This is a genomic window from Nostocoides jenkinsii Ben 74, assembly GCF_001046875.1.
In the GTDB taxonomy this organism is placed as follows: domain Bacteria; phylum Actinomycetota; class Actinomycetes; order Actinomycetales; family Dermatophilaceae; genus Nostocoides_A; species Nostocoides_A jenkinsii.
Genome location: NZ_HF571038.1, coordinates 2,208,687 through 2,221,152 on the forward strand (window position 1 = coordinate 2,208,687; position 12,466 = coordinate 2,221,152).

10 protein-coding genes are annotated in these 12,466 nt (G+C 70.0%); 3 read left to right on the forward strand and 7 right to left on the reverse strand.

The features are described from left to right. Positions 1-119: 119 nt before the first annotated feature. Genes BN13_RS10450 through BN13_RS10460 form a run of 3 tightly spaced genes read left to right on the forward strand, consistent with a single transcriptional unit; the run spans position 120 to position 5,368 of the window. Positions 120-2,129, forward strand: coding sequence for a HelD family protein (locus BN13_RS10450; protein ID WP_048546629.1), 2,010 nt, complete (start codon positions 120-122; stop codon positions 2,127-2,129). A 52-nt stretch (positions 2,130-2,181) separates the two neighbouring features. Continuing rightward, positions 2,182-3,222: a zinc-binding dehydrogenase gene (locus tag BN13_RS10455; RefSeq protein WP_084733692.1), complete on the forward strand. Its 1,041-nt coding sequence runs from the start codon at positions 2,182-2,184 to the stop codon at positions 3,220-3,222. Between the two features lie 58 nt (positions 3,223-3,280). Further along, the gene (locus tag BN13_RS10460) at positions 3,281-5,368 is read left to right on the forward strand and encodes a DUF2339 domain-containing protein (RefSeq protein WP_048546631.1); all 2,088 of its coding nucleotides are present in this window, start codon (positions 3,281-3,283) and stop codon (positions 5,366-5,368) included. Here the strand turns inward: BN13_RS10460 and fgd are convergent. The 7 genes from fgd to recR form a co-directional block, all read right to left on the reverse strand. After that, complete coding sequence (gene fgd, locus BN13_RS10465; protein ID WP_048546633.1) at positions 5,352-6,368, reverse strand: glucose-6-phosphate dehydrogenase (coenzyme-F420); 1,017 nt, start codon at positions 6,366-6,368, stop codon at positions 5,352-5,354. The genes BN13_RS10460 and fgd overlap by 17 nt on opposite strands. A 100-nt stretch (positions 6,369-6,468) precedes the next feature. Next, entirely contained in the window at positions 6,469-6,852 is a 384-nt protein-coding gene (locus tag BN13_RS10470) for a RidA family protein (RefSeq protein ID WP_048546635.1), read from the reverse strand. 55 nt (positions 6,853-6,907) lie between these two features. Continuing rightward, positions 6,908-8,107 (reverse strand): pyrophosphate--fructose-6-phosphate 1-phosphotransferase, encoded by a 1,200-nt coding sequence (locus BN13_RS10475; protein ID WP_048546637.1) that lies wholly within the window; start codon positions 8,105-8,107, stop codon positions 6,908-6,910. A gap of 101 nt (positions 8,108-8,208) precedes the next feature. Beyond that, entirely contained in the window at positions 8,209-9,114 is a 906-nt protein-coding gene (locus tag BN13_RS19290) for a LytR C-terminal domain-containing protein (RefSeq protein ID WP_157038546.1), read from the reverse strand. 92 nt (positions 9,115-9,206) lie between these two features. Next, the gene (locus BN13_RS10485) at positions 9,207-10,475 is read right to left on the reverse strand and encodes an aspartate kinase (RefSeq protein ID WP_048546640.1); all 1,269 of its coding nucleotides are present in this window, start codon (positions 10,473-10,475) and stop codon (positions 9,207-9,209) included. 75 nt (positions 10,476-10,550) lie between these two features. After that, positions 10,551-11,174: a DUF5063 domain-containing protein gene (locus BN13_RS10490; protein WP_084733693.1), complete on the reverse strand. Its 624-nt coding sequence runs from the start codon at positions 11,172-11,174 to the stop codon at positions 10,551-10,553. Then, on the reverse strand, positions 11,167-11,766 hold the full coding sequence (gene recR, locus BN13_RS10495) for a recombination mediator RecR (protein WP_048546642.1): 600 nt from the start codon (positions 11,764-11,766) through the stop codon (positions 11,167-11,169). Before recR ends, BN13_RS10490 begins: the two co-directional genes overlap by 8 nt. Between the last annotated feature and the right edge of the window lie 700 nt (positions 11,767-12,466).

Below are 12,466 nucleotides of genomic sequence, written 5' to 3' on the forward strand. Positions count from 1 at the left end.
AAGCCCCACCGGCGATACCGATCCTGTCGGGGCCGCGCCGCTCCAGGAAGTCCCCGGAATAGAGGACGACTCCGGGGCCCTGGTTGGCACGGCCGGGCCGGGGTGGCAGAGTTGGCCGAATGCCCGACCTCGAACTGGACCGCGAACGGGCATACCTCAGCGAAGCCCGTGCCGCCCTGGAGCGGATGCGCGAGCGCACCGAGGCGATCGAGGTCAAGGCGGCCGACCCGATCGCCGCGGCCTATCTCGCTCGGGCGCTCTACTACCGGGCGGAGTCGCTTCGGGACGACCCGGGATCGGCGCTCTTCTTCGGGCGGCTCGACACCCTTGACGGCGAGCGCTGGTACATCGGGCGACGTCACGTCGGCGACGCCGGCGGCGAGCCGCTCGTCATCGACTGGCGCGCCCAAGTCTCGACCGCGTTCTACCGGGCCAGCCGGGCCGAGCCCATGGGAATCGAGAAGCGGCGCCGGTTCGGGATCGCGGGGGGCGAGCTCACGGCATACGAGGATGAGCACCTCCTCGATGAGACCGAGACCGACCACGCGAGCGCCATCCTCGCGGCGGAGATCGAGCGGCCCCGCGTCGGACCGATGCGCGACATCGTCGCGACCATCCAGCCGGAGCAGGACGCGCTCGTGCGGGCCGACGCGGACACGACCGTCTGTGTGCAGGGGGCGCCGGGCACGGGCAAGACCGCCGTCGGCCTGCACCGCGCCGCCTGGCTCCTTTATGCCCACCGGGACCGGCTCGCGCGCCAAGGGGTGCTCGTCATCGGCCCCAACCGTGCCTTCCTCGACCACATCGGCGCGGTGCTGCCCGCCTTGGGTGAGGTGCGCGTCGCGCATACGACCGTCGCCGACCTGTTCGCTACGAAGCCCGCGCGGGGGGCCGACGACGCCGCGGTCGCGACGCTCAAGGGCGACCCGCGCATGGCGGAGGTGCTTCGCCGGGCCGTATGGGGAGTGCTCCCCACCCCGAGCGACCCCCTCGTCGTGCCGCGCGGCGTGCGCAAGTGGCGCGTTCCCGCCTACGACGTCGCCGACATCGTGGCCGAGTTGCGTGAGCGCGGCGCCCGCTTCCACGCCGCCCGGGCGATGCTCGCGCCCCGGCTCGCGCACGCGGTGCTGGTCGCCATGGAGCGGGCCGGGGAGACGCCGGACGATCGCGTTCAGGACGCCGTGGCCCGCAGCGCGGCGGTCAAGGCCTACGTCAAGGACGTGTGGCCGGAACTCGACCCTGCCAAGGTGCTCTTCCGGTTGTACGCCGATCCCGCGGTGCTCACGGCTGCCGCCGACGGGATTCTGAGCAACGACGAGCAGGCGATGTTGGGGTGGGCTGCCCCGCCCCGCACGCCGGGGAGTGCGCGGTGGTCACCCGCCGATCTGGTCCTGCTCGACGAGATCGCCGACCTGCTCGATCGCACGCCGAGCCTCGGGCACGTCATCCTCGACGAGGCGCAAGACCTCTCGGCCATGCAATTGCGGGGCGTCGGGCGGCGCTGCTCGACCGGCGCCGCCACGGTGCTCGGCGACCTCGCCCAAGGGACCACGCCATGGGCGGCCCGGACCTGGGCCGACACCCTGGGGCACCTCGGCAAGCCCGGCAGCCACGTGGAGATCCTCAATCGCGGCTTCCGGGTCCCCGCCTCCGTCATTGCGTATGCCGCGCGCCTCCTCCCCCGGATCGCTCCCGGTCTCGGGGTGCCCGAGTCTGTGCGGGACAACCCGGGCCGGCTGGACCTGCATGCCGTCCCGGTCGACGGGCTGGCGGTGGAGGTCGTGCGCCGGGTCGAGGCTGCCGCGGCGGCGCCGGGTTCGGTCGGGGTGATCATCGCCGACGCGGACGTGCCGAACGTCTCGGCCGCGCTGACCGCCGCCGGCATCGGGCACGGGGTGTTGGGGGCAGACCACGGCGACATCGAGCACCAGATCGACCTCGTCCCGGCGTCCGTGGCGAAGGGCTTGGAATTCGACCGGGTGATCGTCGTGGAGCCGGCGACCATCGTCGCCGCCGAACCCGACGAACGCACCGGCCTGCGCCGGCTATATGTCGTGCTCACCCGAGCCGTGAGCGAACTCGACATCGTGCATACGCTGCCCTTGCCTGACGAACTGCGGGCGGCATGATGGAGGTCAATCCCCGGGCCGGCGGGTCACCGGGCAGCGCGAAGGCGAGCCGATGAGAGCACTTCAGTATTCGAGCTTCAACGGACCCGTGACGATCGAGGAGATGCCGCGGCCGGTCCCGGAGGACCCCGACGCCCTCGTTGAGGTCAGGCGATCTGGGTTGTGCCGCAGCGACTTCCGCGCCTGGACCGGCGGCGATCCGGATGTCGTGCTGCCCTGCGTGCCCGGGCATGAGTTCACCGGCATCGTGCGGGCGTCCGCCTCGACGCCGGCCCTGGTGGGGCGACGGGTGGTCGTTCCCTTCGTGATGGCGTGCGGGGACTGCCCGGAGTGCCAGCGCGGCAATGCCCAGGTATGCCGCTTCCAGCGCCAGCCTGGATTCACCGACCCGGGGTCGTTCGCCGAGTACGTCCTCGTGCCGCGGGCCCGGGTCAACCTGGTGCCGCTGCCCGATGCGATCAGCGACGACGCCGCCGCGAGCCTCGGCTGCCGGTTTGCGACGGCCTGGCGCGCGGTAACCGCCGTCGGCAAACTGCGGCGCGGCGAATCGATGGCCGTGTTCGGGGCCGGCGGTGTCGGGCTCGCGGCCATCATGATCGCGACGGCGATGGACGTTCAGGTCGTGGCCGTCGACGTCAACGCCAAGGCGTTGGAGATGGCCGACCGGCTGGGCGCAACGACGGTGAGCATCACCGCCAAGACCCAACCCGGCGAAATCGCCGACCGGGTGCGCGCCTTCCTGCCCGACGGGCCGGACGTCGGCATCGAGGCGGCCGGCTCGGCCGCCCTGGCCAGCGCCAGCCTGCTGTCGCTGCGGCGCCGCGGCCGGCACGTCCAGGTCGGGCTGATGGACGAGGAGATGACGGCGCTGCCGATCGGCACGGTCATCTCGCGCGAACTAGCAGTCCTGGGTTCGCATGGGATGGCCGGGGCGGACTACTCGGCGTTGCTCGATCTGGTCGCCTCCGGGCAATTGCGCCCAGACGTTCTGGTGACGGGCACGGTCGGTCTCGCCGGGGCGGCGAGCACCCTGATCGGGATGGGTGGGAGTTCGGCGGCGAACGGCATACGGCTGGTTGATCCGAAGTCCTGACGACACCTGAGTAGCCCGCCTCACGACCCGCGCCCACAGGTCCGGGGAGGATGTCGTCATGAGCCGCACCGATATCGACGACATCAAACTCCTCGAGGCGGAGTTCGCCGAGGCGATGCAACGCATGTATGCCGTGGGGAACGGGCTGGATGCCTACCGGCGGAAGCTGGAGGCGGGCCGGTCGGCGGTCCCGGTGGCCGCGCCACCAATGTCCGCGCCACCAACGACCGGGACACCAGTGCCCGCCGCGCCCCCGGCCCATGCGGCGCCGGTTCCTCCGGTGGTGCCCGAGCCAGCGACGGCTGTGCCGCCGTCCGCCGTCCCGTTGCCCACCGGGTCTCCCGGGACCTCGCGCGGTGGCGGGACCTCGCGTGGTGGCGAGCCCTCGCGGGATTGGACCGCGTCAGAGACGTATGCCGCGCCGACCCCCTGGTGGCAACGCGAAGGCATGGTGGTCCGCCTGCTCGGGGCCGCCGGCGCCGGTGTGCTGCTCATCGGCGTCGCACTCCTGCTGCGCTATGCCATCGAGGCCGGTTACATCGGCCCGGCGGCGCGGGTGACTCTCGCCGGGATTTTGGCGGTCGGGCTCATCGGGGTCGCCGCCCGGCTGCACCGCGACCCGCAACGCGCGACCGGGGCGATCGCCATTGCCGGAGCCGGCTACGCCACGGCCTATCTCGATCTCGTCGCCATCACCACCGTGTATGAGTGGTTGCCCGCCGCGGCCGGGCTCGCGCTGGCCGGGTTGGTCGGCTTGAGCGGGCTGGTCCTGGCGCGCGCGTGGGGCAGCGAGTTGCTCGGCGTTATCACCGTGGCCGGCGCCGCATTGCTGACTCCTTGGGTGGGCGACAAGGACGAGGTCTTGATCGCCGGCTTCCTGGTCGTGCTCGCGCTTGCGGCGTGGCCGGCGCAGTTGGGGCACCGGTGGCTCGGACTGCACGCGGTGCGGGTGGCCCCGGCCACCCTCGCGCTGTGCGTCGCCGCCGATGGCGGCCACCACCCCGCCATCCTGGGCTGGGCGGTCGCCTTCGCTGCCCTCGAACTGGGTGCCGCTGTCCTCGTCACCCGCCTGGAGAGCCGGACGACCCTGTTGACGCCGACCCTGGCCTTGAGCGCGCTGCCGCTCACGCTCGCGGCGACCGCTGCCGGGATGCGCGTCTGGATCGTGGCCGCCGTGGCCGCGGCGGCCTACCTCGGGGCGGCCTTCCTCGCCCGGACCCGGTCGGCGGAAGGTCTGTTGGCCGTGGCCCCGTGGGCCGGGGGCATCGGCACCGTCTATGCCGTGATCGCCGTCGGCGAGGCGCGGCTGGTCAACTGGACGGAGCCCGGCCTCCTCGCCCTCGCCTGTGCGTATGCCGCGGCAGCCCACCTCATCCCGCGGACGTGGTTGCGCTGGTCGTCAGTGGCGACCGGAGTCATCGGTCTCTTGGCCTTCCTGCCGATTCTGGTGAACGTGCTGGTCAAGTCCCGGGCGGGCGACCTCGGTGGGGCCGAGCTGGTGGCATCGGCGCTCGTCGTAGCGCTCGCGGTCCTGCTGCCGGCCCAGGTCGGCGCCGTGGCCAGTCTGGTGGCCGGCCAGCGGGCCGAGCTGGCCAATGCCGGTATGGGTGCGGTGGGCTCCGCGGGGGACGCCGGCAAAGTGGGTAAGGCCGGTGACGCGGGCGACGCAGGGGCGGCGCGGGAGCCCGGCGGGGCGTCGAACGGTGGCGCTTGGGGATGGCTGACCTGGCCACTTCTCCTGGCAGGCGCCAGCGCCTTCGTCGTCACGGCGGCGGTCATGGTGGGCCGGACCTCGGACCGGGCCACCGGCGGGTTTGTCGTCGGACACGGGCTGGCGACGTTGTTGTGGGCGGTGGCCGCGGCATACCTGCTGATGCATGGTCTTGGTCGGAGCAGCAACGCGAGCCGCTCCCTCCAGGTGGGGCTGGCGCTCGCCGCGGTCGCAGTGGTGAAGCTGCTGTTCTTCGACTTCTCCGTGCTCGACGGGATCGTGCGGATCGTGGCCTTCATCGGTGCCGGCCTGGTGTTGCTCGCGATGGGTACCGGTTACGCGAAGGCGCTGGAGCGGGCGCGGGCCGGGCGACCTGCGCCCCGTCAGTACGCCGAGCGGAGTGCGCCGCCGGAGAGCATCAGCCGCCCGGAGTGAGGGAGCGGAGGCCGGGGACGACCTGCTCGGCAAACGTCGTAAGGAAGCGTTCCTGGTCGTCGCCCGGCCCGTGAAAGACGAGGTGGTCGAAGCCGAGGTCGGTGTAGAACTTCACGGCCTCGATCGCCGTGTCCGGGTCGGACGCGACGATCCAGCGCTTGGCGACCTGCTCGATAGGCAGGGCGTCGGCAGCCTCCTCCATCTCGGCGGGGCTATGGATCGAGTGCTTCTGCTCGGCGGTCAGGGACAGGGGCGCCCAGAACCGGGTGTTCTCCAGGGCGCGGTCGGCGTCAGGGTCCCAGGACAGCTTGATCTCGATCATCCGGTCGATCGGCTCGTCTGCCCGGCCGGCCTTGGCGCGGCCTTCGGCGACCGCGGGGATGAGGTCATCGGCATACAGCTCCCGGCCCTTGCCCGAGGTGCAGATGAAGCCGTCCCCGGCGCGTCCGGCATAGCGCGCGACCATGGGCCCGCCGGCCGCGATGTAGACGGGCACGGGCGAGTCGGGGCGGTCGAAGATCCGGGCGCCGTGGGTGGTGTAGTAGTCGCCCTCGAAGGTGACCTCGTCCTCGGTCCACAGGCGTCGCATGAGCGTGACGGCCTCGCGGAGCCGGGCGAACCGCTCCTTGAACTCCGGCCACTCCTCGACCGATCCGACGGCGATCTCGTTGAGCGCTTCGCCGCTGCCGACCCCGAGGAACACCCGGCCCGGGGCGAGGCAGGCGAGGGTAGCGAACTCTTGGGCGACGACCGCCGGGTGGTAGCGGAACGTCGGCGTCATCACGGACGTCCCGAGCACAACCCGCTCGGTCTTGGCGGCGACGTAGGCCAGCCAGGCGAGGGCGTTCGGCGCGTGCCCCCCGGTGAGCCGCCACGGCTGGTAGTGATCCGAGACGGTCACGCTGTCGAGCCCGACCTCCTCAGCCAGCACCGCGTATGCCGCGAGCCTCCCCGGGTCAAACTGCTCGGCCGATGCCTTGTATCCGATGCGCAGCGTCACCTCGCCGAGCCTAGCGGGCGGGCGCTGAGGCGAGGCCGTGCCTGGTCGGTCCGCGGGTGGGTACGGCGGCGCCGGGTCGTCCGCGGGTATGGCGCGGCGGCTACTCGGCGACGATCGCGTCCAGTTCGACCTCGACCAGCCAGCGCGGGTCGAGCAGGGCGGAGACCACGACCATGGTGGCGGCCGGACGAACCGCGCCGAACACCGCACCGTGCGCCTCGGAGACCTGGTCGGCGACGTCGGTGCGGGTGATGTACATGCGGGTGCGCACAACATCGCTCACCGACGCGCCGAGCTCCGCCAGCGCACCCAGCGCGATCTCGAAGCAGCGCTCGGTCTGGGCCTTGGCGTCCAGGACCATGCCACCATCCGGCCAGACTGGCGCGGTGCCGCTGACGGCGATGTGGTTGCCGAGGCGAACGGCCCGGCTGAAGCCGATCGTGGCCTCGTATGGTGAGCCGGAACTGGCGTGACGACGCTCCATTGCGGTCGTGCTCTCCTTCAGTGAGGTGAATGGGTCCGGCGTTGCCGGACCGGGACTACTTCTGGCCGATCTCGGCCAACAACTCCTGGAACCACGCAACCGAGGGGTCGAACGGCTTCGCGCCCCGGATGCGCGGGAACTCGATCGCGCGCAGCTCGTCGCCCTGCTCCTCGTCCTCGCCGACCACGCCGCTCTCGCCACGCAACGCCGCGTCCACGGCGAAGTCGGTGCACCGCTTGATCAACGCCAGATCCTCGTCATTGGCCGCCGCGGACCGCGAGAAGTAGCCGGACTTTTGCACCATGGTCTTCTCGGCGCCGATGGCCGCGGCGAACTGCTTGGCGAACCACGCCCCCGGGTTGACCTTGTCGAGCATCACGTGACCGAACGGGTCGCGCGGCACCTCATCCCCAGCGGCTTCCATCTCGGCCACGACGTCCTCGACGCCTGCCCCCTCGGACAGGAAGATGTTGACGCAGCCGATCTCGTCCATGACCGCCTTGAGCCGCGCCGACTCGGCGGCGATGTCGATGTGCGTCTCGGGGACATACACCCCGTGGACGTCCCACCGCTCCTTGGTCGTCCCGATCCCGGGCACGAACTCACGCTCGCCCACCCACGCGTGATAGCGCCGCGCCGTCTCGGCCGTCAGCCACCCACAGTGGCGCCCCATCACCTCGTGCACGATCAGCATCCGCGGGCTGGAGGAGTGCTCGGCGATGATGTTCTGGGCGAAGATCGAGCCCTGCTCGGCCGCCGTCCACGCCCCCAGGGACTGCCGGATCGGCACCACGTCGTTGTCGATCGTCTTCGGCATGCCCACGACCTGGAGTTCATACCCATTTTCATGCAGGTATGCCGCGAGGTCGGCTGCCGTCGTATTGGTGTCGTCGCCGCCGATGGTGTGAAGGACGTCGACACCGTCCTTGGTGAGTTGCTCGGCCGCCACGTGCAGGGGGTCCTGGCCCTCTTGGACCAACCCGCGCTTGACGCAGTCCTTGACGTTGGTCAGCTTGACCCGGGAGTTGCCGAGCGGGCTGCCCCCGAAGCCGTGGAGCAGGTGCGCCCCGGCGCGGACCTCGTCATCGATGGTGACCGAATTGCCGGTCAGCAGACCGGCATAACCATCGCGGTAGCCGATGATCTCGATCTCCGGCGCGATGGCGGTGTAGCGCTCGATCAGGCCGCCGACGGCGCTGGACAAACACGGCGCGAGACCACCGGCGGTCAACATGGCTACTTTGCGGACGGGCATGGGCGGGGCCTTTCACGAGAAGAATGGCGTTCAGCGTCCATCCTTCCACCCCGGGCCGACAGCGCCGTACGGCGCCCTAGTCGTGGACGCTCAGCGGACGATCAGCGGTCGGTGCAGGGGCGCGCGACCATCTCCGGCATCAGCGGGGGCCGCTCCGGCGGAACCGGGACTTTGCTCAGGGGGGCCAGCGCGGCATACCCATTGCCGAGGACGAGATCGACGTCCTTGCTCGTGCGATCGTCCTGCTGCATTCGGGCACCCGGGACGTGACCTTGGAGAACCTTGGCGGCGTCGAGTCCCTCGGAGCCGAAGCGGATGACGGCGATGTCGTTGGGCAGGAACGCCTTGACCGGGTCGTTGCCCGTGGTTCCGATCGCGAAGCCGCGGGCCCGCAGGTCCTCCGCCGAGGTCGACGCCAAACCCTCGCGCCACGTCGTGTTGTAGACGTTGACGGTGATCTCGCTCGTCAGCGGTGGCGGCGCAGGCGGGATCTTGACGAGCCCCTTGAAGCCGTACCCGAGCACGGCCTCCACGCTTGTGCCCGCGCGCCCGTCGTTGTAGACCCGCGAACCCGGGATCTGGGAGGCGACCAGCAACGCCTGATCCAGGCCCTCGGGGCCGTGATAAACCATCGCGGCCCGCTTGATGTAGACCCCCTCGGGCGCATTGCCGACGTTGGCGACCGCAAAGCCGCGCTTGGTCAGCTCGCGTCCCACCGACGTCGCCTCACCCGACGTCTCCCCGGCATTGGCCACAGCCAGCTGAAAGGACGAGCGGGCCGGCGCGGGGACGCGCTCCGGCGTGCAGGCGGGCTTGTCGGAGTGGTCGAACAGACCGACCCCGAATGCGGCAGCGATGCTGCCGGTGCCGAGCACGAGACCCGGCAGGGTCACCAGAATCGCGGCGCGACGCCATTGCCGCGCGCGGAAGGTGCGCGACGCCGATTCTTCATTGGTGCCCGCCATGCGTATGCCCGTCCCGACGTCCTTGAGTCTGTTGGGACACATGATGCATCACTGATCACAATGAACCCTTGCGACGCACGGGCATCAGAATGAACAACTGATAACAACCGTGCAGCTGTATGGCGAGGGCGTAGTCAGCGGCCGGTGCCTCCGTAGACCACGGCCTCCTCGGCCGCGTCGAGACCGAAGGCCGTATGAACCGCGCGCAGCGCGTCGTCGAGCCGGTCGTCGCGGGTGATGATCGAGATCCGGATCTCGGAGGTGGAGATCATCTCGACGTTGATGTCGGCCGCGGCGAGCGCCTTGAAGAAGGTCGCCGAGACCCCCGGGTTGGACTTCATCCCCGCGCCGACGAGCGACAACTTGCCGATCTGGTCGTCATAGCGCAGCGAGGCGAAGCCGACCTCGTCCTGGATGCGGCTGAGCGCCTGCATCGCATTCGGGCCTTCACTCTTGGGCAGGGTGAACGAGATGTCGGTCAGGCCGGTCTCGTTGGCGGAGACGTTCTGGACGATCATGTCGATATTGATCTCGGCGTCAGCGATGGCGGCAAAGATGGCGGCCGCCATCCCGGCCCGGTCGGGAACGCCGACGACGGTGACCTTGGCCTCGCTGCGGTCGTGCGCGACGCCGGCGATGATCGGAGCTTCCACGGACTGTCCTTCGGGGGCTTGGTCGGTGACGAGCGTTCCGTCCTTGTGGCTGAAGGACGAACGGACATGGATGGGGATGTTGAAGCGCCGGGCGTACTCAACGCTGCGCAGGTGCAGCACCTTCGAGCCGCTGGCCGCGAGTTCGAGCATTTCCTCGGCGGTGATGTGGTCGAGTTTGCGGGCAGCGGGCACGATGCGCGGGTCGGCAGTGAAGACGCCGTCGACGTCGGTGTAGATCTCGCACACGTCGGCACCCAGTGCCGCCGCGAGGGCGACGGCGGTCGTGTCGGAGCCGCCGCGACCGAGGGTGGTGATCTCCTTGGTCTCCCGGCTCACGCCCTGGAACCCGGCCACGATGACGATGCGACCCTTGCCTATCTGATCGGTGATCCGTCCGGGCGTGACGTCGATGATCTTGGCCTTGCCGTGGGCGGTGTCGGTGATGACGCCCGCCTGGGAGCCGGTGAATGATCGGACGCTGAAGCCGAGGTCGGCGATCGCCATGGCGAGGAGCGCCATACTCATCCGCTCGCCGGCGGTGAGAAGCATGTCGAGTTCGCGCGGCGGCGGGAGGGGGCTCACCTCGCGCGCGAGGTCCAGCAGCTCGTCGGTCGTGTCGCCCATCGCGGACACGGCGACAACCACCTCGTTGCCGGCTTTCTTCGTCTCGACGATGCGGCGGGCTACTCGCTTGATGCTCTCGGCGTCGGCGACGGACGAACCGCCGTACTTCTGCACGACCAGACTCACCAGGTCAACTCCAGGCGCGGGGACAAATGGACGTATGGATGCTAATCGCCTCGGGCGCGTGCCCGTCGCGGGTGCTCAGGGATGCAGGGCGTCGAACTCGGCTTCGGCGACGAGGTCGTCGTCGGCGTCGAGGCGGATGTGGGCCAACAGCCCGTGCAGGACCCGCAGGCCCATCGCGGCCCGCTCGCCCCAGTCGGACAGGTAGCTGAACTGCCACCACCACAACGCCTCCACAACGCGGCCGGCCTCGTAGTGGCGCAAACCGTGATCGAGGGCCGCCGCGACGATCGCGACGTCGTGCGAGATGGCGCCGCTCGTGACGTCCGTGGAGGTCACCGGGTCGACCAGATCGGCGTAGTCATCGAGGCCCTCGAACGTGTTGGCTAGGCCGGCCCGCAGCCCGCTCAGGTCCGTGTCGGGGCCATCGTCGGGCTCGAACCGCTCGGCCGGAACGACATCTTCGACCGCGCCGAGGCGCGCGCCCGTCACCAGGATCTGGGACAGACCCAGCAGAGACAGGGACAGCGCCGAGGCCGGGGACTCCCCCGCCGCGATCCGGGTCATGGTGGTGAGGAAGACCCGGGCATCGTCGGCCGTCACGGCCGCGAGCGTCTCGAGGTCGTCGGCGATCCAGTCGCCGGGCAGCTCCTCAGCGGGAGTGTTGGTGTCGCTGCTGATGTCAGTGTCGGTGTCAGGCATCGATCAGTCTCCGTCCTTCGAAGGCGCGGCCGAGGGTGACCTCATCGGCATACTCCAGATCCCCGCCGACGGGCAGACCGGAGGCGAGGCGGGTGACGCGCAGGCCGAACGGTCGCAGTTGGCGGGCGAGGTAGGCGGCGGTGGCCTCCCCCTCGATATTGGGATCGGTCGCCAGGATGACCTCGGTAATGTCCTCCGAGCCCAGGCGCGCCATGAGCTCGGCGATGCGTAGCTGCTCGGGACCGATGCCGTCGATCGGGCTGATCGCCCCGCCAAGCACGTGGTAGCGGCCCGTGAACTCCCGGGTCCGCTCGATCGCGACGACGTCCTTGGGCTCCTCGACAACGCAGAGGGCGTTGGGGTCGCGGCGCGGATCGGCGCAGATTCGGCAGAGCGTGTCCTGGGCGACATTGCCGCAGACCGTGCAGAACTTGACCTTGGCCTTGACCTCGGTGAGCGCCGTGATGAGCCGCTGGACGTCGGATTCGTCGGCCGTGAGCAGGTGGAAGGCGATGCGCTGCGCGCCCTTGGGCCCGATCCCGGGCAACTGCCCGAGCTCGTCGATAAGGTCCTGGACCACGCCTTCATACACGAGTGACAGGCTACGGCCTGGTCCCGACAGCGGGCCGTATGCCGCCGACCGCGGGCTGTATTTCCGCAAACCAGACCCGCGCCCATGCCCCGCACCCGAGCCACCCCGGGTCCGGAAGCGCAGCCCTCCCTCGACACCGCGGACATTTGGAATACCAATTGCGCCGCTGGCACGGTCAAAGCCTGCTGCGACAGGCTCTTGGCCGCGCATTGGTATTCCACTTGTTCGCCCGCGCCTGTCGGGTGCGGCGGGTCACCGGGGTCCATGTCACGTCACCCCTTTGCGTTCACGTCACCCCTTTGCGTTCACCTCACCCCTTTGCGTTCACCTCACCCCTTAGAGCGTATGACGTGGTCGCGTAGGGGTGATGTGGATGCACCCAGAGGTCAAGCTGGATCTCCTGGACCGGATTCAAACCCTGACGGCTCATCCGCGCAGGCGGACACCTGGCAGCGGAGAACCGCCCGACCCCAGCCGTCGACCGGCAGACGCTGAACTCAGGAGGTCAACCGTGAGCGGCCGGGGCTAGTCATCGGATGACTCCGACCAGATGACCTTGCCGCCGAGCAGTCGCTCGACTACGGGTTGACCGACCTCACCCAGGTCGGTGAGGTCTTCGTCGTCGTCGCTGATCAGGTCTTCGTCGTTCTCGATCACACCGGGCCACGGGTGTCCGGCAGCCCCGCCGGGGGCGGCGGGG

Bases quoted from the DNA above. Each gene is read 5' to 3' on its own strand.
- BN13_RS19290 (WP_157038546.1), bottom strand. From the start codon at position 9,114: ATGTGTCCCAACAGACTCAAGGACGTCGGGACGGGCATACGCATGGCG.
- BN13_RS10490 (WP_084733693.1), bottom strand. From the start codon at position 11,174: ATGCCTGACACCGACACTGACATCAGCAGCGACACCAACACTCCCGCT.
- BN13_RS10460 (WP_048546631.1), top strand. From the start codon at position 3,281: ATGAGCCGCACCGATATCGACGACATCAAACTCCTCGAGGCGGAGTTC.
- BN13_RS10470 (WP_048546635.1), bottom strand. From the start codon at position 6,852: ATGGAGCGTCGTCACGCCAGTTCCGGCTCACCATACGAGGCCACGATC.
- BN13_RS10475 (WP_048546637.1), bottom strand. From the start codon at position 8,107: ATGCCCGTCCGCAAAGTAGCCATGTTGACCGCCGGTGGTCTCGCGCCG.
- BN13_RS10455 (WP_084733692.1), top strand. From the start codon at position 2,182: ATGAGAGCACTTCAGTATTCGAGCTTCAACGGACCCGTGACGATCGAG.
- BN13_RS10450 (WP_048546629.1), top strand. From the start codon at position 120: ATGCCCGACCTCGAACTGGACCGCGAACGGGCATACCTCAGCGAAGCC.